Source organism: Candidatus Omnitrophota bacterium, assembly GCA_041648975.1.
GTDB lineage: Bacteria > Omnitrophota > Gorgyraeia > 2-01-FULL-45-10 > 2-01-FULL-45-10 > JAQUSE01.
In genome coordinates, this window is the sequence record JBAZNZ010000002.1 from 39,563 (window position 1) to 61,899 (window position 22,337).

General features: G+C 48.8%; 19 protein-coding genes and 4 tRNA genes. 2 read left to right on the forward strand and 21 right to left on the reverse strand.

Annotated features, from left to right (window positions below):
• Positions 1–18 precede the first annotated feature (18 nt).
• Complete coding sequence (gene lptG / locus WC592_00805; protein MFA4980996.1) at positions 19–1,110, forward strand: LPS export ABC transporter permease LptG; 1,092 nt, start codon at positions 19–21, stop codon at positions 1,108–1,110.
• On the opposite strand, the gene WC592_00810 is transcribed toward lptG, so the two are convergent.
• The 18 genes from WC592_00810 to WC592_00895 all read right to left on the reverse strand — a co-directional run bounded on the left by WC592_00810 (position 1,107) and on the right by WC592_00895 (position 16,813).
• Positions 1,107–2,438: a class II fructose-bisphosphate aldolase gene (locus tag WC592_00810; GenBank protein ID MFA4980997.1), complete on the reverse strand. Its 1,332-nt coding sequence runs from the start codon at positions 2,436–2,438 to the stop codon at positions 1,107–1,109. The two genes, lptG and WC592_00810, sit on opposite strands and share 4 nt — an antisense overlap.
• Positions 2,439–2,599: 161 nt before the next feature.
• Positions 2,600–3,856 (reverse strand): adenosylhomocysteinase, encoded by a 1,257-nt coding sequence (gene ahcY / locus WC592_00815; protein ID MFA4980998.1) that lies wholly within the window; start codon positions 3,854–3,856, stop codon positions 2,600–2,602.
• A gap of 95 nt (positions 3,857–3,951) precedes the next feature.
• Complete coding sequence (gene metK, locus WC592_00820; GenBank protein MFA4980999.1) at positions 3,952–5,124, reverse strand: methionine adenosyltransferase; 1,173 nt, start codon at positions 5,122–5,124, stop codon at positions 3,952–3,954.
• A gap of 134 nt (positions 5,125–5,258) precedes the next feature.
• The gene (locus WC592_00825) at positions 5,259–6,017 is read right to left on the reverse strand and encodes a nucleotidyltransferase family protein (GenBank protein MFA4981000.1); all 759 of its coding nucleotides are present in this window, start codon (positions 6,015–6,017) and stop codon (positions 5,259–5,261) included.
• A 26-nt stretch (positions 6,018–6,043) separates the two neighbouring features.
• Complete coding sequence (locus WC592_00830) at positions 6,044–7,111, reverse strand: bifunctional phosphoglucose/phosphomannose isomerase (GenBank protein MFA4981001.1); 1,068 nt, start codon at positions 7,109–7,111, stop codon at positions 6,044–6,046.
• A 4-nt stretch (positions 7,112–7,115) separates the two neighbouring features.
• On the reverse strand, positions 7,116–8,882 hold the full coding sequence (gene ptsP / locus WC592_00835) for a phosphoenolpyruvate--protein phosphotransferase (GenBank protein ID MFA4981002.1): 1,767 nt from the start codon (positions 8,880–8,882) through the stop codon (positions 7,116–7,118).
• Between the two features lie 21 nt (positions 8,883–8,903).
• The gene (locus WC592_00840; protein MFA4981003.1) at positions 8,904–9,182 is read right to left on the reverse strand and encodes an HPr family phosphocarrier protein; all 279 of its coding nucleotides are present in this window, start codon (positions 9,180–9,182) and stop codon (positions 8,904–8,906) included.
• 5 nt (positions 9,183–9,187) lie between these two features.
• On the reverse strand, positions 9,188–10,432 hold the full coding sequence (locus WC592_00845) for a gluconeogenesis factor YvcK family protein (protein MFA4981004.1): 1,245 nt from the start codon (positions 10,430–10,432) through the stop codon (positions 9,188–9,190).
• A gap of 50 nt (positions 10,433–10,482) precedes the next feature.
• The gene (locus WC592_00850) at positions 10,483–10,938 is read right to left on the reverse strand and encodes a PTS sugar transporter subunit IIA (GenBank protein ID MFA4981005.1); all 456 of its coding nucleotides are present in this window, start codon (positions 10,936–10,938) and stop codon (positions 10,483–10,485) included.
• Between the two features lie 324 nt (positions 10,939–11,262).
• Positions 11,263–11,337, reverse strand: a tRNA-Gly gene (locus WC592_00855).
• Between the two features lie 279 nt (positions 11,338–11,616).
• Positions 11,617–11,692, reverse strand: a tRNA-Lys gene (locus tag WC592_00860).
• A gap of 490 nt (positions 11,693–12,182) precedes the next feature.
• Positions 12,183–12,267, reverse strand: a tRNA-Leu gene (locus WC592_00865).
• Positions 12,268–12,588: 321 nt separating this feature from the next.
• A tRNA-Arg gene (locus tag WC592_00870) sits at positions 12,589–12,665 on the reverse strand.
• A 214-nt stretch (positions 12,666–12,879) separates the two neighbouring features.
• Positions 12,880–13,017 carry a hypothetical protein gene (locus tag WC592_00875; GenBank protein ID MFA4981006.1) on the reverse strand — a complete coding sequence of 46 codons (138 nt, stop codon included), beginning with the start codon at positions 13,015–13,017 and terminating at the stop codon, positions 12,880–12,882.
• A 36-nt stretch (positions 13,018–13,053) separates the two neighbouring features.
• Positions 13,054–14,712: a GH3 auxin-responsive promoter family protein gene (locus tag WC592_00880; GenBank protein ID MFA4981007.1), complete on the reverse strand. Its 1,659-nt coding sequence runs from the start codon at positions 14,710–14,712 to the stop codon at positions 13,054–13,056.
• A 128-nt stretch (positions 14,713–14,840) separates the two neighbouring features.
• Positions 14,841–15,197, reverse strand: coding sequence for a hypothetical protein (locus WC592_00885; protein ID MFA4981008.1), 357 nt, complete (start codon positions 15,195–15,197; stop codon positions 14,841–14,843).
• A 94-nt stretch (positions 15,198–15,291) separates the two neighbouring features.
• A complete protein-coding gene (locus WC592_00890) occupies positions 15,292–16,353 on the reverse strand; it encodes a type IV pilus twitching motility protein PilT (GenBank protein ID MFA4981009.1) in 1,062 nt (353 codons plus the stop codon).
• A gap of 10 nt (positions 16,354–16,363) precedes the next feature.
• Entirely contained in the window at positions 16,364–16,813 is a 450-nt protein-coding gene (locus WC592_00895; GenBank protein ID MFA4981010.1) for a response regulator, read from the reverse strand.
• Positions 16,814–16,918: 105 nt separating this feature from the next.
• On the opposite strand from WC592_00895, the gene WC592_00900 reads away from it, so the two are divergent.
• Positions 16,919–18,025 (forward strand): DUF748 domain-containing protein, encoded by a 1,107-nt coding sequence (locus WC592_00900; protein ID MFA4981011.1) that lies wholly within the window; start codon positions 16,919–16,921, stop codon positions 18,023–18,025.
• A gap of 3 nt (positions 18,026–18,028) precedes the next feature.
• Here the strand turns inward: WC592_00900 and WC592_00905 are convergent, their stop codons facing one another.
• Genes WC592_00905 through WC592_00915 form a run of 3 tightly spaced genes read right to left on the reverse strand, consistent with a single transcriptional unit; the run spans position 18,029 to position 22,275 of the window.
• The gene (locus WC592_00905) at positions 18,029–19,996 is read right to left on the reverse strand and encodes an ABC transporter permease (protein MFA4981012.1); all 1,968 of its coding nucleotides are present in this window, start codon (positions 19,994–19,996) and stop codon (positions 18,029–18,031) included.
• 7 nt (positions 19,997–20,003) lie between these two features.
• Entirely contained in the window at positions 20,004–20,972 is a 969-nt protein-coding gene (locus WC592_00910) for an efflux RND transporter periplasmic adaptor subunit (protein ID MFA4981013.1), read from the reverse strand.
• Positions 20,959–22,275, reverse strand: a complete 1,317-nt coding sequence (locus WC592_00915; GenBank protein ID MFA4981014.1) for a TolC family protein — start codon at positions 22,273–22,275, stop codon at positions 20,959–20,961. Before WC592_00915 ends, WC592_00910 begins: the two co-directional genes overlap by 14 nt.
• Positions 22,276–22,337: the final 62 nt, after the last annotated feature.

Here is a 22,337-nt window from a genome sequence, read left to right on the forward strand (position 1 = left end):
TCGGACATAACTCCATACATGAAGATAATAGATAAATATATAGTCAAGGGTTTCGTGGGGCCTTTTATATGGTGCACATTTGTATTCCTTATAATGGCCGTCATAATAGATATATTCTCGTTTATCGACGATATTGTTAAGTTCAAGATACCGGCGATGTCGATCTTCAATTTTTATCTATACTATTCGCCTACAATATTCATACAGGTAACGCCGATGGCGATACTCCTCTCAACCATATATATACTAAGCAACCTCAATAAGCATAACGAGGTGACCGCTATGAAATCGAGCGGCATAAGCCTGTGGCGAATAATGGCCCCCATACTGATAATAGGAACGATCGTCGCGTCAGTCATATTCATAGTCAACGACAGGGTAATACCGCCCACATCCAGGAAGGCCGCCGATATCAGGCGTTATGAGCTCGAGAAAGAAAAGCGCAAACAGAGCGCTCAGAAGATAGTGGAGAACGTCGCGATATACGGTTCCGGGAATAAGATAATTTTTGCGCGGAACTACGATACCGAAAAAAAGACCCTGGGGGATATAATAATACACCAGCACGACAAGGCCGAGAATCTCGTGTCCAAGATCACTGCCCAAAGCGGCACATGGACAGAGGACGGATGGAAGTTCAAAAAGGTCATAATGTGGAAGATAGATAATTCGGGCAGGATACTGCAGGAACCCTTATTCTTCGATGAGAGGATAATCGCCCTTAAAGAGAAGCCCTCCGATTTCGCTAACCGGGAATGGCGCGCCGATTACATGAGTCACAGGGAGTTAAAGAATTACATAAAAAATTTTGAGGGCACTGGAACAAGGCTGATTAAGAGCCTGCAGGTAGACCTGCATTACAAGGTAGCTTTTTCTCTCATAAGCCTTATAATCATACTGATAGGGGCGCCGTTCGCTTTGATAACTACCCGCGGCGGCGTTTTGATAGGCATGGGCATGAGCATAGCGATAGGCCTCCTCTACTACGCCTTTATCGCCATAAGCCTCGCGTTCGGAAAAGCGGGGTTTCTGCCTCCTGTAGTTGCGGCATGGTCCGGCAACGTCGTATTCACTATCCTCGGAATATATCTGATAAATAAGAGAAGTTAGTCCGCGCCTTCGTGGCTTATCTCTACTTTACCTTCGGGCATCTTACTCTTCCTGGATATGACCCTTCTTAATGTCGTATGTTTTAATACGATATCTTTTGTGTTCCCGACGTTCAATTTTTCAAAAAGGAACTCGAACTTCGCCTCTACCTCTTTCGCGATCGCGTCCCGCGTGTCGGCTGGAAGGCCAAGAATATCCTTCTTAAAAGCGCCGAGAGCTTTCTTCCTGGAACTGTATATGAACTGCTCGTCGGTCTGGTCGGCCTTCTTTTCTCCGGCCATGTTCTTCCTTATCCAGTCGTATATCCTATCCTTCAGTTCTTTCGGGAAATGGCCGGATTCATACACCATGTTCTGGAACTCTGTCGCGAGATGCACCTCCGCGGTCCCGACCTCGGGGAATTTTCCGAACGCCTCAGCGGGAAGGGTCGAGGCTCCGTGCTGGACGGCCCCGGCGAGGGCGTATTCTTCGCGCGCTATCTTGGACAGGTTCTTCAGGGTGTCAAAATCCAGTTTAACCTTGGCTATCGTGCCGTCAGGCAAAACGACCCCGCCATGCGACGTGCCGGTCTGTATGCTTATCTTCGATATACCACATCTGCCCTTGCGAAGCCTCTCTTTATAACCTTCCATAAATGCGCGCAGATCCTCGGGGGTCGAATTTTTGCTGCCGACCTCCCCTATCTCCCCGCCGACAGATACCTCTATACCGCGCGGCTGGTTCTGCCGGATAAAGTTAGTAAGCTTGGCGCAGACTTCGTAGTTGAGCTCCTGCTGTTTTTTAATAGAGCTTTTAGATAGATCAACAAGGGTGGACGAGTCTATATCGATATTGTAAAAACCGCCTTCCATCGCCTGGATTATCAGGGCTTTTATGCTCTCCAGCTCCTTTTCAGGATCCTTCTCGTAATTCTTGTGGCTTACCTGAAAATGGTCTCCCTGGATGAATATGGGGCCCTTCCATCCTTCTTTCATGGCCGCGGCCAGACATACGGCGGTATATTCAACCGCAGGCTGGTTTGTATATCCCATTTCCGATTTTGCTATTTCAAATATAAAAGGTCCGGCATTATTGCGCTTAGCCACCCTGAATATCGCCTTTGCCAGATCATAGGTAAGCGTCCTCAGGTTTATCGCGGGCACCGTGAAAGCCGCGGGAAATTCTCCCTTACCGCGCGCCATGTAGAACTCATTTATGCTCGACGGGTATACCCCGCCTTTGTAAGCCAGCCCCGCGATCTTCTTTGCGATTTTTTTCTTATCATCAATATTTTCCGTCAGCGCAAGATCCAGCGCCAACTTGTCCATATCTAGCGGTCTTCGTCCCATTTTAAGTCAATCTCCTCTCTTAAGTTAAATTCGAAATACGAATATCGAAATCCGAAACAAATTCTAAATCCTGATTTCCAAAACATCACTTCTTATCATTAGAATTTTCGAACATTCGGATTTGTTTCGAATTTCGGATTTCGAGCTTCGAATTTTACCCTTTATGTCCCCATCTCCCAGCTATCCAGATATTTCTCCTGCTCCTCGGTAAGAGTATCTATCTTTATGCCGAGAGACTCAAGTTTAAGTTTCGCGATGTTCTTGTCTATGAAATCCGGGACTTTATATACCTTTTTGCCGAGTTTTTTGTAATTCTTGGCTAAATATTCGCAGGCCAACGCCTGGTTCGCGAAGCTCATGTCCATTACGCTGGCAGGATGGCCCTCAGCGGCGGCGAGATTGATGAGCCTGCCTTCGCCCAGCAGGTTTACGCGCCTGCCGTCCTTCAAGGTGTATTCATCGACAAATTCCCTGACCTTGCGTTTTCCCTTAGCGATCTTTTCCAGGGCCGGTATGTCTATCTCAACGTTAAAATGGCCGGAATTGGCGACTATCGCGCCGTCTTTCATAAGCTCAAAATGCTCTTTCCTTATGACGTTTATATCGCCGGTCAGCGTAACGAATACATCCATCTTTTTGCAGGCCTCTCTAAGAGGCATCACATTAAATCCTTCCATGACAGCCTCGAGAGCCTTTAACGGATCGACTTCGATTATCGTCACATTGGCGCCCATGCCTCTTGCGCGCATCGCAACGCCTCTTCCGCACCAGCCATAGCCGCATACCGCGAAATTCGATCCAGCCATAAGGACGTTGGTCGAGCGTATTATGCCGTCGATGGTAGACTGGCCGGTCCCGTAACGGTTGTCGAACAGGTGTTTTGTATCCGCGTCGTTCACGGCGATTATAGGGTAAAGAAGGAGATTCCTCTTCTCCATGCTCCTTAAACGTATAACGCCGGTCGTCGTCTCTTCGGTCCCGCCCAGCATATTTTTGGCCAGCGAGCCCTTAGATTTGTGGACAGTCGAAACGAGGTCCGCGCCGTCGTCCATGGTTATGTTCGGCGAGGTTTCGAGGACGCTGTTTATGTGACTGTAGTATTTTTTGTTGTCCTCCCCCTTTATGGCGAAGGTGCTTATCTTCATGTCCTTCACCATCGAGGCGGCGACGTCATCCTGCGTACTCAACGGGTTAGAAGCGCATACGGACACAAGCGCCCCCCCTTCTTTTAAGGTAAGGGCGAGATTAGCCGTCTCTGTCGTTACGTGGAGGCAGCACGATACCTTCAACCCTGCAAGCGGCCTTTCTTTCCTGAAATGTTTCCGGACGAGCTGCAGGACGCGCATATACTCGTTCGCCCACTCTATGCGCAATTTACCCTTTCCAGCGAGTTTTAGATCTTTGACATCATATTGCATGGTATATCTCCGCGTTAGTTATAAGTTGTAAGTTTTAAGTTTTAAGTCGCAAGCTATCAACAATTCGCTTACGACTTACAACTTACGACTTACGACTACTTAACATACTTCTTTAAATCCTTCGCCACATCCGTCTTTTCCCAGGTAAACCCTTCTTCGGTCCTGCCGAAATGTCCGTAAGCGGCCGTCTTCCTGTACCTTGTGCCGTCGGATTCCCGCAACTTCAAAGTGGCTATTATTCCCTGAGGCGTAAGCTCGAAATGCTCCCTTATCACCTTCTCGATCTTCTCATCGCTTATCTTTCCGGTCACGTATGTATTGATCATCATGGATACCGGTTCGGCGCGTCCGATGACATAAGCAAGCTGTATAAAGAGCTTATCGGCGATGCCTGCGGCGACTATGTTCTTGGCTATATACCTTCCCATGTATGCGCCGGAACGGTCGACCTTTGTGGGGTCTTTTCCTGAAAAAGCCCCGCCGCCGTGGGACACGGTACCGCCGTATGTGTCGACTATGATCTTGCGGCCGGTCATACCGGTATCCGACTGCGGCCCGCCGATCACGAATTTACCGGTCTGGTTAATAAAGAATTCCGTCTCCTTATCGATGTAATTTTTCAGGACCGGAAGCGCCACCTTTTCGATTATCTCTTCCCTTGCCTTCTTTGAGAGCATGTCGGTCTTCTTATCAACAACGTCTTCGGTATGCTGGCTCGCGAGGACGACTGAATTCACCTTAACCGGTTTGCCGTCGTGATATTCCACCGTGACCTGCGATTTTCCGTCGGGTCCGAGATATTTCAGCTCGTTGCTCTTTCTCACCTCAGCCAGTTTCCGGCAAAGTTTATGAGCGAGCATTATCGGCAGCGGCATAAGTTCCGGCGTCTCCTTGCAGGCATATCCCATCATCATGCCCTGGTCTCCGGCCCCGCCTTTGTCTACTCCCATGGCAATGTCCGGCGACTGCGTATGTATGGCGTTCAATATGGCGCATGTGTGATGATCGAACCCGTATTTAGGATGTGTGTAGCCTATATCCTTCAGCAGGCTTCGACACAGTTTATGTATATCCACATATGCCGTTGTCGTTATCTCCCCGCCTACTATTATAAGGCCCATGGTAACATAAGTCTCGCATGCGACCCTGCCTGCCGGATCCTGTTTCAATACCTCGTCAAGGACGCTGTCGGAAACCTGGTCACATACCTTGTCGGGATGGCCTTCCGTTACGCTTTCCGATGTGAACAGATATTTATTCTTCGTCATCTTCCCTTCTCCTTTTTAAATGAGGCCTCAACTTATGGAGCGATAGCGAACATAAGTTGTCCGGATTGCTCAAACGTTGGGCCGAATTTAATGCCGAAAGATACATTTAAAAAGCCCATGCTTTTCGATACAAACTATCTTTCGGCGCTCTCCTTTTTCCTGTATTCCCTGTCCGCTTTCTCATAAGATTCGATATTCCCTATATCGTACCAATCTTCAAGAAATGTAAACCCGTAAACCCTGTCGACCTTGCTCATCCAGCTTATATAGTAACCGGGGGCGTCAAGCTTATTCTGCTGTTTTACATATTCTTCTATCAAGGACAATTTTTCTTTAGGAAAATAATATATTCCGCACGATATCAGGGTAGATTTCGGTTTCTCAGGTTTCTCTTCGAAGTCGACCACCTTTTCGTCAACGTCTATCTCGACAACGCCGAAGCTCCTGGCCGACTCAAACTTCTTTATGTCATGCAGAGCTACTGAAACGCCGTCTGCCCTCCCTTTGGCGAATTCGATAAATCTATCAAGGTCAAAATCGAACAGGTTGTCGCCCGCTATCACCAGGAGATCATCGTCTATCTTCTTTGACTTAATGGCAAATTCGAGGTCCTGCACGGCACCTAGTCTATTCTCGTTGGCCGTAGTCCCGTCGTTTAATAATTCGGTCTTTTTCCTGTGGAACGACGTCATAAGCCAGCCGTTGAAGCTGCCGTAGAACTTATCATTCGTAACTATACATATCGAACTCGCGGCGTTCTTCATTGCCGCGATCTTATCCAATATCCTGTCGATCATCTTTTTCCCGCCGACGCTCAAGAGCGACTTCGAAGTATTCAGGGTCATCGGATGAAGTCTGATAGCGTAACCGGCAGCCAGAATAACAACTTTCATAACTTTTCCCTTTTTACTTTTGCCTTTTACCCTTTCTTTGACAATTCTTTTTTAAGATACGTTATCCTGTCTACAGGTGTCGGGTCTGTCCTGTTCATTATGGCAAGATAGAAACTTGCAAAATCGCCCATATATATGAGCGAAAATATCCTCGCCAATAATCCGTCACCGGAAGAATGGACTTCCGTCGCTTCGATGCCTTCCGTCTTCAGCATCCTCTTGACGATATCCATCCTTAATCCTATGCGGGGACTATCCCCCTTATCTCTTAATAAAATGACAGCAAAACTTTTCAGTATACGTTCCGGATTTGCCCAGCCGACGATCTCATTATGGCACATCTCGGGAAAAGTATGGACGGATGAAACGGTTTTGGAATTTTCCGCAAGCTCGCCTCTCCATCTGGTAGCCGCGCAGTCTATATGTTCCTGGCCGGCATAGATCACAGGGTATTTAAGGTATAATTTCCCGGCGATCTTCTTTGCCGGGTTAACGCTCTCAGGAACGGCATGGCCCAATCTCTCCTTCAGGCGGCTTAAGACCTTTATCGTCTCAGAGATATCCTTTTCCTGGCTTCCCGCAAATCCTATTTTAGACAATAGGATAAGGAGAGGAAAGAACGAATAGCCTATAGCGCAGCGGGGCGGCAGCCCTCCGGGTATGATGACCGCGGGAAAACCGTCGGCTTCGGCCATCTTCTTTAGTTTCCCGCCGGAAGTTATGACTATGATATCGGCCTTTTTAGCCTTGGCGTCTTTATACGAGCTTATCGTCTCTTCGGTATTCCCTGAATAGCTTGAGGCTATAATCAAAGATCCTCTGCCCACAAAACCGGGCACGGTATAGTTCCTGTTAACAAACAGAGGGGCCCTCGCCTTATCGAAGAGATATGATCTTGCGATATCCGCGCCGATGGCTGAACCGCCCATACCCGCGCATACTATATTCTTATATCCGGATTTGAAACGCCGCGGCAGGTCGATCTTAGATCCTATACTACTGGCGACAAGGCACTGCTGAGGCAACAGCTCGATCGTCTCCAGCATACCTGCCCTGTCATATCTCGTAATATTTTTCGGATCGTCTAAGTTCATTCTGCTATTCCACTTCGATCGCCAGGTCCGGAACAATCTCTTTCAATTTTTTCTTAGCGAACCTCTCCACCTCTTTCCCCGTGGAAAGGGTCATAGCCTCCTGAGCTATCTCTTTCGCCTGTCTGATAGTCACGGACCTTATAATACGTTTTATCTCCGGGATGGCTATAGGCGAGGTGCTGAATTCGTCAAGGCCCAGCCCAAGAAGCACTATGGTCATTACTATATCGCCGGCCATCTCTCCGCACATACCAACCCACACGCCCGCGTTATGGCCGTTCTCTATCACGTTCTTTATAAGCCTCAACACGGCAGGGTGGGCCGGCTCGTATAGATACGCTATCTTTTCGTTCACCCTGTCGACAGCAAGCGAATACTGTATAAGGTCGTTCGTACCTATCGAAAAGAAGTCTATCTCCCTGGCGAGTATATCGCTGGTAAGCGCCGCGGAAGGGACTTCGATCATAGCGCCTACCTCTATATCCTCATCGAATTCGACGGCCTCTTTTTTAAGATCCTTCTTAGCCTCTTCCAGGAGGGTGTTCGCCTGCCTCAGCTCTTCTACGCCGGATATCATAGGGTACATAACTTTAAGTTTTCCGAATGCCGAAGCCCTCAGGATTGCCCTGAGCTGCGCCTTAAATATATCAGGCCTCGCGAGACAGAATCTTATAGCGCGCCATCCAAGAAAAGGGTTCATCTGCTGCGGGACATCGAGTTGAGAAAGGAACTTATCGCCTCCCAGGTCCAGCGTCCTGATTATGACAGAATTCGGCTTCATCTTCTTCGCGACGGATGAATACGCCTTGAACTGCTCCTCTTCGGTAGGAAGGTCCTTCCTGTTCATATAGAAATATTCCGTCCTGTACAGGCCTATGCCGGTGGCCCCGTGCGCTATGACAGAGGCCACATCCTCCGGCACCTCTATGTTTGCCGACAGCTGTATGCTCTTGCCGTCGAGAGTAATGGAGGGCTGGTTCTTGAGCTCGAGCAGGTGTTTTTCAATGACCGCGAACCGTTCCTTATCCTGCTCATATTTTTTCAGCGTTTTAGCAGACGGATTTATTATGACAAAACCATGGGTGCCGTCTATTATCACTTCGTCGCCGTTCTCGACCTTCTTGGTCAGGGTCTCCAGGCCTACAACAGCGGGTATCTCCAAAGATTTCGCCATGATGGCCGTATGAGATGTCCTGCCGCCTATATCTGTCGCAAAAGCGGTGACATTCTTCTTATGCATTGTGGCGGTATCGGACGGCGAAAGGTCGTACGCTACGACCACGACCTTCTCTTTCAAGTTTGACAGTATGTCCTCTTTCGCTCCTATCAGATTTTTCAGGATCCTCCTACCGACGTCGTTTATATCGCTTATACGTTCCTTTAGATATTCGTCATCCATCTCCGAGAATACCTTGATATATCTCTTCAGGACGTCCTGGAAGACGTATTCGATCGAAAGCTTCTCCCTCTTAAGCCTCGACACCACCTCTTCTATCAACATGCTGTCGTCTATTACCAGGAGGTGCGCGCTGAATATCTGCGCGTGCTCTACGCCCATCTCCTCGGAAATGCGTTTCTTTATATCGATTATTTCGTTCTTGGTCTGGATGAGAGCGTCCTTGAAACGCTTTATCTCCGAAGGTATGTGCTCATCTTTTATATTACGCCTGGAGATAGTATACTGCTCTCTTCCGAAAAGGAACGCCTTGCCTATGGTTATACCCGGCGAAGCCGGTATTCCTTTCAGCGCTGTCTCTTTCTTCTTATTCATAATATTCCCTCATCCTGGACGCTATATGACAAAATCCTCAATATCGTCGCTTAACAATAACTTCTCGAGTTCCGCGATCGCCCGCTCGGCGTCCTCGCCGTCCGCCGCTATCAATACTTTGACCCCGGCGCCGGCCTCGAGCATCATTATCCCCATTATGGACTTCCCGTTAACCTTCTGCTTTCCTTTGGATATGGTAATGTCGCAGTTGAATTTGTTGGCGATCTGCACAAATAGCGCGGCCGGCCTGGCGTGCAGGCCTTGTTTATTCCTTATCATTATCGTCTTCTCAACAGTCATACATTTTATCCTTTAGATTTCTTTAAACTCGTTACCAGGTCGATTATTATTTTTGCCAACCTGGCCGGGTCGTGCCTCACATAATCACTGCTGTTAACTATATGGGCTTCCACTACTTTGCATTTCATCTTCTTTAAATTATCGGAATCGGGAACGACCGGATATGACTCCTCCGCTTTATATTTTTCCGCCATCTCTTCCGGGATCTTCGCGGTATTTATAATGCAGTAATCGACGATGCCCGGAGCTCCGTGTTCCACCATGGCCTTGAGATGGTCACTCGCCTTGTAATCGTCCGTCTCGCCCTTTTGCGTCATCACATTGCAGACGTATACTTTTACCGCCCTGGACTCAAGTATCTCTTTGTAGATCCTGCCTACCAGCAGGTTCGGCATTATGCTTGTATACAGGCTCCCAGGCCCCAGCACAATGGTATCCGCTTTCCTGATGGCGTCTATAGCCTCATCGGTAGGCCTGCAATTTACAGGCCTTAAATGTATCTTTTTAATTGGGCTTCCGGCGGACGCAATACTGGTCTCGCCGATCGTCTGTCTACCGTCCAGGTGGTCCGCCACCAGAGTAACCTTATCCAGCGTAGAAGGCAGCACCCTTCCTCTTATTGCCAGGACCTTGCTGGATTCTTTGATAGCCGCGTCAAAATTTCCCGTAACTTTGGATAGCGCCGTTATGAAAAGGTTCCCGAAACTATGCCCGCCGAGTTCGCCGCCTTCTTCGAACCGGAACTGGAAAAGCTTGCCCATCAACGGTTCCGCGTCGGCAAGCGCGACGAGGCAATTCCTTATGTCTCCCGGAGGCAGGACGTCGAATTCCTTCCTCAATCTACCCGACGATCCCCCATCATCGGATACGGTGACTATGGCGGTAATGTTGCTGGTATATTCTTTCAATCCGTGCAGCAGCGTCGACAACCCCGTCCCGCCGCCTATTACGACTATCTTCGGCCCTTTTTCCAGGATCCTTTTCTGGTATATCTTGTCGACAAGTTCATCGTTGCCCTGGGGCAGAAAAACCAGCACGAGAGATTTTATTATACGTTTTATTCCCGTGACTACAGCCAATATACCTATTATTATAATAATGCCCGCAAATGTCTTGTTCTTAGGGTGTTGCTCCAGCAGTACGGTAACAAATCCCATCGATATCATTATGATACCGAAGACGGTCAATGTGATCCACCGCTTGACCCACATGCCCGGATACAGCCACTTAAAAGCATTTAATATTTTCACTATCTTCAGCGCCTTTTTAGAAAATTAAAAAAGGAGGATATTCTTCTTTTTTAATATTTTTTGGAGTCTTCTTCCTGAATTATGTGGAGTATCTCTTTTTCGTCCTTGGCCTTCTTGAGCATCTCCCTGAAAAATTTGTCTTTAAGCATCCTGGATATCCTGGCGAGTGCTTTCAGATGCGGGCCTGCAGACTCCTCGGGCGCTATGAGCAAAAAGAATATATAGACAGGCTCCCCGTCTAGAGAGTCGAAGTTCACTCCCTTCTGGGACAGCCCAAATGCGGCTACCAGGTTCTTCACATTCTGGGATTTAGCGTGCGGTATACCGATCCCCTGGCCGATACCCGTCGATCCCAGAGATTCCCTCATCATAAGGGCTTTTACAAGTTCCTCCTTGTTCTTTATCTCGTCTGCCTTAGCCAGAAGGTCTACCAGTTCCCTGATAACGCCTTCTTTATCCGTCGATTTCAGGCTTCCAGCGACGGCTTTCTTGTTCAAAAAATCCATTATCTTCACCCCGCACCTTCCTTCCTTAAATTTAACGTTGTATTTTATAAAGAGATTTTTTTACAATACCTTTCCCGCACCAAAAGATATTAGAAGGTGCGGGGTTTATGTGGATGCTGCCTCCTATTTTATTCTAGCGTCAGATTTGCGTACAAATTTGATATTGAGGCAGCGCTAAGAAATGCGAACGAATAGTGAGCATTTTAGCTGCCGAAATATCTTACCCGTCACCCCCGCGCGTTGTTATAGGTCCTTCGTCGGACTACTATCTAACCGTATCCTCCTCAGGATCATTTTTTACCCGAGTTAGACTATTGTAAAAAATGGAGCGGCGGATGGGTTTCGAACCCACGACATCGACCTTGGCAAGGTCGCATTCTACCACTGAATTACCGCCGCTTTTGCAAAGCAAAAGCGATGCTGAGCTAGCCATGAAGCGCGACGAACAGGAGCGCTTCAGGCGACGCGAAGCACCTATGCTTCGACTAAAATATAATTGCGCTAAAGTCTGACCGCTTGCCCGTGAACTGATCCTAGGTCCTTCGTTGGCCTACAGTTTGACTCCAGCCTCCTCAGGATCTTTCTCTTCATATTGTCTATAGGTATTTCAGCCGCTAAAATCCTTCCTTTGGTCGGATTTCTTTACGCGGCTTCAATATCAAAATTGCTTCGCAATTTTGGTGCCCGCACCAAGAATCGAACTTGGAACCTTGACATTAAGAGTGTCCTGCTCTGCCAATTGAGCTATGCGGGCAATCTCAGTCAGTTTTAGCGCAATAAATTGTTGAGCCTAAACCCGACCTTAAACTATTCATGGCGAAATCCGCCGAAGCACCTTCTAGCTTGCGCCTTGATTGCGGAGGCGGAAGCTATGCGGGCGTCGCGAAAACCGTCCTGCTATATCGCTCCTTAGAAGGAAACCTAGGTTTCCTTCTAACGTCCCGCCAGGACTATAACTCTGGGCGGGACTGTTTTCCTTCCTCTAACTTTAACACCAAAAACAAAAAAAGCATGGAATAAAATTCGCTATATCTAAAAATCCCTAGTTGCTTAGAGCGATAATTATATCAAAATCATAAATTAAATGCAATAAATTCTATTAGATATGGCAAAATACGTAATTTAGCCAATTTTATTCTGACTATTTCATTCCACTCGAGCTGATATAGGTCCTTCGTCGAACCGCAGTCTAACTCAATCCTCCTCAGGATCAAATTTTACCTGAGTGAGACTGCAGTAAAATTTGGTGCGGGCGAAGGGATTTGAACCCCCAAGCCTTGCGGCATACGGTCCTAAGCCGTACACGTCTGCCAATTCCGTCACGCCCGCGTAAGTCCACTTAAGTCACATCGTCAGAGTTTAGGTATTTTGTGCATTGCGCTGTTGTATTCGCTTTGCGCAAGGCCAATTCCGCCACTTCTATCTGACTGGATATCTCTTGCACTTCCAGCCTAAGTGACGGGCCACGTCCGCTGAAATTTATGTATAAATTTCATCCCGAGGCTGCGACAAATCGGAGCAGCCGAGGGAATACATCTTAAGTCAAATCGTCAAAGTATATTACAGTTTTTTATCTGTAGCCCCTCGCAGCTTGACTAAAATACATGCTGCTCGGGACAAATTTCGCCTGAGTTAGGCTGCGGCAAAATTTGGCGCGCCCGGGGTGAATCGAACACCCAGCCTACTGGTTCGAAGCCAGCCACTCTATCCAATTGAGCTACGGGCGCTTTTACTCAAATAAGCACAAAAATTGTTGAGCCTAAACCCGACCCTAAACTATTCATGGCGAAATCCGCCGAAGCTTCAACCGGTATCGCTGATTCAGCGAAGGCGGAAGCTACGGGCGCTTTTACTCAAATAAGCGCAAAAATTGTTGAGCCTAAACCCGACCCTAAACTATTCATGGCGAAATCCGCCGAAGCTTCAACCGGTATCGCTGATTCAGCGAAGGCGGAAGCTGCGGGCGCTCTTTAAAAGGTCCGCCTCTTTCAACCTGCCGCCGCGCAGGCCGCTATTCGCGGCATTTACGATCGCCTCCACATCCTCATTCGTTATGTCGCCCTGTTTTATCGTAATCATCCGGCAAAAGGCGCCTTACGCCTGATATTCTACTCTCTATTCGATCGATATATTCTCTTCGACCTTAAAATTATCCTGGAAAGTGAAGTCGCCGGACAGCTCCGGCAGTTTAAATTGCGTATCATGGGCGCCTTCACTTATCTTCTTCGCGCGATATCGTTCGAACTCCCCGCTTTTTACGACCTTCAAAAGCGGGGACCCCAGGAGTTGCGCCTGCCGTATCCAGCTGTATTCGCAATTCTGGCGGCAAAGTTCTTCTTCTATGGACTTTAGAAATCCTTTTTTCTCTTCAAGAGTGGGCACGCCGTCAAATTCCACTAAAAATATATAACGCGGCGGGTGGTCCCATTGGACGGAAGCGGAGAAGAGCTCCACTATCATCTTGTGAGCGTCGAGGGCTTTATTCACCGCCTCGTTCACCTGCGATTCGTATACCTTCTCTCCCGTAAGCGAAACGGCGTTAAGGCCTTTCTGCACGAATTCTATGACCGGCGTCTTGTTGAAAAAACCGTCGACGACAATAACGTCGTCTATGTTATAGCGGTATAACCCTCCGGGGGTGGTGACGACCAGCAAATATTCTCTGCCCTTTTCCAGTTCGTCGCAAAGAAAGACGCGCTTGTCCTTCTTTGACATATCTTCCCTGGGTATAAATTCATAAAAATTCGCGTTTATGGCAAGGACGCCTCCTGCCCCTTCATCGCTCATCGGTATGGAACTACGGGCTTCCGTGGAAAGGCAGCCGAAATCCCTTATAGGGACGTCCCCAAAATACTGAGGCAGCTCCTTAAGGTATATCTTGACCGTCCCGCCTTTCCAGCACTCTATGAGCTCCAGGCCCGGCCAGAAATATTTCGGCAATAGGGCCCCTCTCTCCTTCAGAATATCTTTCAGGACCGCTGCGCGCGCCGGGTTCGGCCTGAACGCCGCTTCTATCTCACGTCTTATATTCTCGGAAATATCGAATTCTTTATTTAAAGAACCGCGTTCGATATCGTCTATTATCTTATCTTTCCATATCTCTATTTTTTTGCACAGTAATACTAATGTGCTCGGGTTCAACGTTGCTACAGTCGTTATATTCTGCTCTATGCCGATCCTGAGTATGCAGTAATATCTCGCGTCGTAATCTTTTATCTCAAAAACCTGGTGCGGCAACGCGTAGAGGCTCTTAACGGCGATTGGCAGGTTCCTGTAACCGAACCCGCTCTCTGCTCCGTAAGGCAGCCCCGATCCCGTATATCCTTCTATCTCGGGGCTTATGACGGCCAGCACCTTGCCGTCCAGGACGCGCGGATGATCCCTTGAGATATAATATGACCACAGGGTCGAAACCTCGGCCTTCTTCTCCCGCGAATAGCCGGTCACGGGGATAAGCTTTTTGCGGCTGGTAGTGCCGCTGGTGGCGCCGAAGAATATCGGCTTATCCACGGTCAGGACACGATCCTCCCCTTTCTCCATCTTTTCAAGGTAAGGAAGAAAGGTCTCGAAGTCGTTCACGGGAACCGTATTCTGGTAATCCGCAATGGATCTTATACTGGAAAAGTCGTAACGCCGTCCATATTCTGTGTTACGGTTGCGCTTGAGGAACTCCAGAAGAATTTTTTTCTGGGCGCGCACAGGGTCTTTTGTAGACCGTTCAAACGCCATTGCCTTGAACGCCAATAGTTTGACAGCAAGATACGCTATATTCAAATGCCCGCCTTTTTTTGATTCATTATAGGTATTTTATCCCAATATATCAAGAAATATCACAGCGCGCGCCAAAAAAATGGCAGGCTAAAAAATATAGCCTGCCATTTCCAAATTACCTCTTCAAAGTCCTATTCTGTAACTGTTACCGACTTTGCCTTCTCGGTATTGCCTTCCTTCAGATATTCAACCACTACCTTCTGACCTTCTTTGAGTTGGTTGAAAGTAACAGCGTTGACCGTATCATCCACTATCTTCACGGTCTCGGTGAACGGGAATATCCTCGTCTCGCCGGTATCGCTCTTAACGGTGAGTTTCTTCTCGCCGGTGACAGCCTCTTCAGTGGCGCCTACCACGGTCCCCACAAATACGCCGCCTGCCTCGATCACTACGCCAACCGGTTCGGTGGCTTTAAGAGTATCATCCTGTGCGTAACATACCGCGCACAGGCTGATCAACGCTAATAATGCGATAAAAGTCTTCTTCATCTGCTTGCTCACCCCCTTCAAGGTTTACTTATAATTGTAAAAGTATACCTTCAAGTTGTAAAAAAATCAAGTTTTTTTGGTCATCTAGCTTTTGTTAGGAATTAATCGCCCGCTCAAACGCCTTATGGTCGTTAACCTTGGTACTCGCCTCTTCGACGGTCACCAATCCGTTCTTGCACAGGTTTTCGAGCGACTGGTCGAGAAGCTGCATGCCCTCCTGGCGCGCTGTCTGGATGGTTGAATACAGTTGGGAGGTCTTTCCTTCCTTAATAAGGTTCTTTACGGCGGGGTTGGCCAGCATTATTTCAAAAGCAGCTATCCTGCCGGCCCCGTCCTTCCGGCGCAGCAATGTCTGGGCAATTACCGCCCTCAAACATGTGGATAACTGCATGCGCACCTGCGGCTGCTGGTGGGGCGGAAAGACGTCCACTATCCTGTCTACCGTCTGGGCGGCGTCGTTCGTATGCAGGGTGGCAAATACCAGATGGCCTGTCTCGGCCGCGGTTATGGCGTTGGATATAGTCTCCAGGTCTCTCATCTCTCCCACGAGGATGACGTTGGGGTCTTCCCTGAGAGCGTCCCTGAGAGCGGACGCGAACGATTCCGTGTCTATCCCGACCTCCCTTTGGTTTATTTCGCAAAGCTTGTTCTGGTGGACAAATTCGATAGGGTCCTCTATTGTTATGACGTGGCGCTTAAAACTCGCGTTGATATATCCTATTATAGCGGCCAGGGTAGTCGATTTGCCGCTTCCGGTCGGCCCGGTTATCAATACCATCCCGTTAGGTTTTGCCGCCAGTTCCTTTACGATGGACGGCAGGCCTAAGTCTTCTATAGTAGGCACTTCGAAAGGGATGCATCTCATCACCGCCCCAACGCATCCGCGCTGCCTGTATACATTGACCCTGAAACGGGCTATGCCGGGCACCGAATATGAAAAGTCGAACCGGTGGCTCTCTTCAAATATCTTTCTCTGGCCTTCCGTCATGATGGAATACATATACTTCTCTATATCCTTTGAAGCCAGTATGCCGAGATCGGAGAATGATAGTTCGCCGTTAACGCGGAATATCGGCGGACTTCCCGCCTGAAAATGCAGATCGGAGGATTTTTTAATAACCAGAGTGCGTAAAAGGATATCGATATTGATCGCCATCGCTCTCTCCCTATCTATCGTCCTTCTTTTTCTGTTCGGATCTAACGTCCTTTAAATAAAGCTGGCTCGGCAGTTCCCCTGCCTTCGCTTTTGCCAGAAGGTTATCCACCTTGACGATGAGGTCTTTTTTAGAAACCGGCTTCATTATATAATCGTCCGCGCCCATTTCAAGGGCCCGGACTATATCGCTGTCTTTGTCCTTAGCGGTCACCATAACTATAGCCATTTGAGCATTACCCGGGTCTTTCCTTAACGCGCCGCATACCTGGATACCATCCATCTCCGGCATCATTATATCCAGCAACACCATCGCCGGACGCGCCTTACCAGCTATCTCTATCGCGTCTTTTCCGCTATATGCCTTCAACGCCTCGAATCCAAATACCGTCAGCAGCGTAACTAAAAGCTCCACATTTTCCTTGCCGTCATCCACGACCAAGATCTTGACCTTATCAGCCACTTTTTTCTCCTTGTAACATGTAATATTATACACCTAAAATGATCATTTGCCAAGAGTAGCCAAAATTGTTACCAAAATTGTTACGGCATGATATACTATTCCATAATGAACATCGCAAAAAACCTTGTAAAGATCTTCGTCGTCTCAGTGATCCTCATCGCGGTCACCATCGCTTTTATTTCGCTCTACATGCAATTATTCGGCAAGCGCGCTATCGAAGAGGCCGTCAGCAATATGCTGGGCTCCCGGATAAAGTTCACGGGCGTGGCGCTCGACATAAAGAAAAGCATGGTCAGCTTCCAGGGTTTTACGGTAATGAACAAGATGGAGTTCGAAGAGAATATCTTCATGGCCGATAAATTCACAGTATCGATAGACAGGGAAAAGTTCGAGAAAGAGAGGCAGCTCGTTTTTGAGGAGATACATATCGACAGGGGCACGCTGACCATCGAGAGGAACGCTAAAGGGCTGCTCAACCTTGCCGCATGGCCCGTGTATGATCCTCCCGGTCAGGCGGGAGTCGCGTATGCCGCGGAGGCTCCGGCTTCAGGCGGCATCTACAATTTCGCGAAGAGCATAAAAAAGATAACCATATCGAATTCCGTGCTCAGGTTCAAAGACTACTACATATCCCGGGAACCATTCTCGATATACGCCGATAATTTTAATTTCGAATTCACGCCTACCGGGATCTCCCGGGAAAAAATCGGGGCTGACTGCAGTTTCAAACTCAGGATCCCCGTGCTGAATTCTGTAAACGGCAGCGCCGAGTTCAGCGCCGGCATGGCTATCTATCCTGAAAGGGTGGATATGGAAGCGGCTTTATACACCAACTATATAAACATGGCGCTCTTCCTGCCGTATTTCGACGCGTATACGCCGTTCTCCGTAAAAGACGGCGTCTTCAGTTCGGACACCCGGTTCCGTATGCATGATAACATGGTAGATTCGCTCACAACGATATCCTTTCACAAACTGCATATCAAAGCCAAACCCGGCGCTGAAAATTCGCAGTTCCTGCAGACGTCTGTGAACAGGCTTACTCCATATCTCATGTCACGGCAGGGCAACCTGATATTTGATTTTGTGATAAAGGGGCCGGCGGAGAAACCGGAGGCAGGGCTGGGGCCGCGCGTGAAGTACGCAATCGGCATGGTAGCCCTAGAAGAATTCAGCAAGGCCATGCAGCAGCTGCAGAACCTCAAACAATAGACCCTATTCGTATCGAAGGGCTTCGATCGGGTTGAGCTTGGAAGCCTGCCTTGCGGGCCAAAGGCCGAAGAGCACACCGATTACAACGGAAAATGTCGTAGCTAGCACTATCGAAAACATGGAAACCTTTATTGCCCATCCCGCCAAGAGAGCCAAAAGAAGAGCGATGCCTGAGCCGGTTATCACACCCACTATACCGCCGCTAAACGTCATAACTATCGCCTCTATCAAAAATTGAATCATTATATCCGCATCGCGGGCGCCTATCGCTTTTCTGAGGCCTATCTCCCTTGTCCTCTCAGTGACGGATACCAGCATTATATTCATGATGCCTATACCGCCCACCAGAAGCGATATCGCGGCTATGGATCCCAAAAGCCATGTCATAGTCTGTGTAGTCTTTGTCATAGTCTCCTGTATCTCAGCCATATTTCGTATCTCGAAAGAGTCCTCGGCGTCTTTACTGTTTAAACGATGGCGTTTTATTATAGTCTCTTTTATAAGGTCCTGCGTCTCGTCCATCAATAACGGGTCGCTTACTTCAACGTCTATCGAATCGATATATTCTTTGCCCAGGACACGGTACATAGCGGTCGTTACGGGTATCACCATCAGATCGTCCTGATCGCGCATCATATTTGCCCCCTTGGTCGGCAAAACCCCTATTACCTGGAATATCACCTTATTCGCCTTAATAAAGGAACCTACCGGATTATCCTGCCCAAACAGCTCTTTTGCCACAGTCGCGCCTAACAGGGCCACCCGCGCCCGCGCTTTCAATTCATCCTCCGTAAAAAATCTGCCTATGACCGGAACAGAAGCGCGCATTTCGGCGTAGCCGACCCCTGTGCCCTGCACCTGCGTATTCCAGTTGCTATTTCCGTAAACAACCTGCGCCCTGCCGCTTACCGTGGGAGATACTCTCTTTGCGCTCGGGATCTTCGATATGGCGTCTACGTCCTGAAAAGTAAATCGCGTCACCGTCCCCGCTTCCAACGCCACACCGTGCGTCCTGTGGGAACCCGATCTCACCATAAGAAGATTAGAACCCAAGGAAGCCAACGCTTTCGAGACAGACTCTTTAGCTCCCTGGCCAAGCGCGAGCATAGCTATTACAGCCGCCACTCCTATAAGTATTCCCAGCATGGAAAGGAGCGAGCGCATCTTATGAGAAATTATCGACCAGAAGGCCTGCTTAAAATGATCGACAAACTCCGCGCCTTTCAGGTCGGTGTTCTTTTCCGATAATATATCGTCTATAGGGATATTAACCGGGGCCGGATGGGCGTTTTCGCCCTTACCCTTTTGCGTTTCATCGGAAACGATCTTGCCGTCCCGCATCTTGATGATCCTCTTGGCATGTTCAGCCACTTCCTCCTCGTGCGTTACCATTATAATGGTCTTCCCTTGAGCGTTCAATCCTTCCAGTATAGCTATTATCTCATTCTGGCTCTTCGTATCGAGATTACCCGTGGGTTCATCGGCCAGGATAACGAGCGGCTCGTTCACAAGAGAACGGGCTATGGCCACGCGCTGTTGTTCTCCGCCGGACATTTCATTCGGCCTGTGAGACACCCTGTGTGACAAGCCCACACTCTTTATCTTTTCCGCCGCCCTCTCTTTTAAATGGCGTTTCCCGGCATATATTAGAGGAAGCTCCACGTTTTCAAGAGATGTTATACGCGGTAGGAGATGAAATTGCTGAAATATGAAACCCATCAACCGATTCCTTAGAACGGCAAGCTGGTCATCGTTAAGGCCGGTAACATCCTTACCTCCTAAATAATATTTGCCTGAATCCGGCCTGTCAAGAAAACCCATGAGATGCATAAGCGTCGACTTGCCGGATCCGGAGGGGCCCATTATAGCCAAAAATTCGCCGGCATCCACCTTGAGGGAGACGCTTTGCAATGCCGCCACCCCCACCTTGCCTGTCCTGTAAGTCTTTGATATGTTCTTCAGTTCTATCATATATCGTTTATTTACCGCTCTTCTTGCGCTGAGGCATGAGAGGATTGGTGCCGATCTTAGAATTAGCTTCAAGATCATATTTCTGGCTCTTTATCAGGACCGTATCCTGCTCCGAAAGACCGGAAACGATCTCTATATTTTTTTCATCGGCTATGCCGAGCTCCACTTTCCGCTCCACTCCTTCTTTACGCGGCCCTCCGGATACAATCACGTAAGCCGCTCCGTCCTTATCTTTCTTGACCGCCTCAAGCGGCACAAGAAGAGCGTCGTCTTTCGTCTTTTCCACTATATTGACGGTCGCGGACATTCCCGAGCGGAAGACTTGCGGGACGCTGTCAGGCATGACATCGACCTCGTAAATGGTCACGTTATTCACCGTTGTGGACTCATAATATATGTGGTCTACCTTCCCGTCCACCTTGATCTTAGGATACGCGTCAAGGCTTATCATAGCTTTTTGCCCCACGCGCACCCCGCCTATATCGGTTTCGTCTACCTGCGCCTGCACTATCAGATGGTCCGACAGGACGATAACGGCGTCCGACGAGGTGATCGTCTGGCCCGATTCGCAGGTGCTGACTATGACCTCGCCGTCTATCGGAGAGATCAGGGGGGCCGCTTTATACACTTCCTGCCAGTATTTGACCTCTTCAGGCCCTCTGGCTCTAGCGGCGTCCAGGAGCGCCGCTCTTTCGGTCGAGCTCATCCACGCCAACGTCTGTCCCGCCTTCACCATATCCCCTTCCTTGACCAGGATCTCGTCTATCCGTCCGTTTATCGGAGGCTTCACCTCCAGCCTGTTCTCCGGCTGGACCGTCGCTGTCGAAGTTATCATAGTCTGGATACTGCCGATCACGGGTCTCACTTCCCTGGTGACTTCACCTGAAGATTTTTTATTTACCGCGAATAAAAATATCACCGCCAGGATGATTAATAATAAGCCAAGGTATAATTTCCATCTATTAATTTTGATCATAATCCAACGTTCCTCCCTTTGCCTGGATCCAATTGGCTTCGGCTATTAAAGAAGCCGCTTCCGACTCTACGTAACTCTTTTTTGCCGAGACAAGGTTGTCCTCTATGATTATCCAGTTATCGAACGACATCAAGCCGATTGAGTATTCGGCCCTGGCTATCTTTGCCCGTTCTTCAGTCGCATCCAGATATTTCTTCCGCACCCACACGTTTTCGATCGCGTTCTGCAGGTTCGTCCAGGTATTCGCGAGCGTCAGGATCACGCCGTCGCGTCCCGATCTCTCATCGTCGAGGGCCTGGCCTAATACGGCCTTCGCCTTCGAAACTGCGGCAACCCTGTTTCCGCCGTCAAAAAGCGGCAGCGATATGCTACCGCCTACAGTCCATTCGTTCTTATCGGGCGGCCATTGCGTATTAGTATTATCCAATCCTCCGCTTAAATAAACCTTTGGAGCGAAGTCGGCGTAAGTCGATTTCAATCCAAATTTGGCGGACTCTCTCTTCTCGATGAGCTGCTGCAGGAGCGGGGTCGTCCGGGCTAATTCCTCGAAGTCGGGCCTCAACTCAACCTTATCCTGGACCTCAAGGCTTCCGTTCGCCGACATTGGAATGAATGTCGAGCGGCCCATCTCTTTCGTAAGCTGTCTTTGCGAATAATAGACGCTTCTCCCGGCCTGGTCGACATCGTAAGTAGCCTGGGCGACATCGGCCTCTGCGGTCATCAGCGACCCGCGATGCTCACGGCCGCCTTCATACCGCAGCTCGACAAGACGGAGGTTCTGCTTGCGCCGGGCGGCTATTTCTTTCGTTACCTTAACGAGTTCCTGGGCCTTGAGGAGGTTTGCGAAAGCGGCCCTCAGGCTTAGCCTTATATTAGAGGATGTAACGTCATAATTATACCTGGAGGATAATATATTCCTCTCCGCGGCGGAAAGATCAAAAGAGGTCTTGAACCCGTCGAATAACAGTTGCTCTCCTGTAATGCCGTATTTGTAGCTTGTCTTGGGTTTAGCGCCTGTGGATGAATGGCTGACCATCGATGTACCTGTGCCGCCGCCGCTCGCCGACTGTGAGGTCGTCCTGGCAGCCGAGCCCGCTATTTGCGGCATTATAACACTCCTGGTCACCTCTTTCGACGCCTTGGACTGGTTCACCTGCTCCATGGCCGACATGAGGTTGGGGTGCTGGTTCTTCGCTTCTATTACGCAATCATACCATTCCATCGTCTCTTCGGGCTGCGCGATACCGAATGCGGCGGAAAAATGAATAATAAAAAATGATATTAAGAGTGTCCTCAATAGCATCCCGGCCTTCCCTCTCCTGCTTTTAATATCTGCATAGATAATATCACACTATTATTTATTAG

Excerpts from the sequence above, each read along its gene's own strand:
- lptG (MFA4980996.1), top strand. The coding sequence starts at position 19 with ATGAAGATAATAGATAAATATATAGTCAAGGGTTTCGTGGGGCCTTTT.
- WC592_00840 (MFA4981003.1), bottom strand. The coding sequence starts at position 9,182 with ATGACTGTTGAGAAGACGATAATGATAAGGAATAAACAAGGCCTGCAC.
- WC592_00810 (MFA4980997.1), bottom strand. The coding sequence starts at position 2,438 with ATGGGACGAAGACCGCTAGATATGGACAAGTTGGCGCTGGATCTTGCG.
- ptsP (MFA4981002.1), bottom strand. The coding sequence starts at position 8,882 with ATGAATAAGAAGAAAGAGACAGCGCTGAAAGGAATACCGGCTTCGCCG.
- WC592_00850 (MFA4981005.1), bottom strand. The coding sequence starts at position 10,938 with ATGGATTTTTTGAACAAGAAAGCCGTCGCTGGAAGCCTGAAATCGACG.
- WC592_00915 (MFA4981014.1), bottom strand. The coding sequence starts at position 22,275 with ATGCTATTGAGGACACTCTTAATATCATTTTTTATTATTCATTTTTCC.
- WC592_00910 (MFA4981013.1), bottom strand. The coding sequence starts at position 20,972 with ATGATCAAAATTAATAGATGGAAATTATACCTTGGCTTATTATTAATC.
- WC592_00825 (MFA4981000.1), bottom strand. The coding sequence starts at position 6,017 with ATGAAAGTTGTTATTCTGGCTGCCGGTTACGCTATCAGACTTCATCCG.
- WC592_00885 (MFA4981008.1), bottom strand. The coding sequence starts at position 15,197 with ATGAAGAAGACTTTTATCGCATTATTAGCGTTGATCAGCCTGTGCGCG.
- metK (MFA4980999.1), bottom strand. The coding sequence starts at position 5,124 with ATGACGAAGAATAAATATCTGTTCACATCGGAAAGCGTAACGGAAGGC.
- WC592_00900 (MFA4981011.1), top strand. The coding sequence starts at position 16,919 with ATGAACATCGCAAAAAACCTTGTAAAGATCTTCGTCGTCTCAGTGATC.
- WC592_00890 (MFA4981009.1), bottom strand. The coding sequence starts at position 16,353 with ATGGCGATCAATATCGATATCCTTTTACGCACTCTGGTTATTAAAAAA.
- ahcY (MFA4980998.1), bottom strand. The coding sequence starts at position 3,856 with ATGCAATATGATGTCAAAGATCTAAAACTCGCTGGAAAGGGTAAATTG.
- WC592_00830 (MFA4981001.1), bottom strand. The coding sequence starts at position 7,111 with ATGAACTTAGACGATCCGAAAAATATTACGAGATATGACAGGGCAGGT.
- WC592_00905 (MFA4981012.1), bottom strand. The coding sequence starts at position 19,996 with ATGATAGAACTGAAGAACATATCAAAGACTTACAGGACAGGCAAGGTG.
- WC592_00875 (MFA4981006.1), bottom strand. The coding sequence starts at position 13,017 with ATGATTACGATAAAACAGGGCGACATAACGAATGAGGATGTGGAGGCG.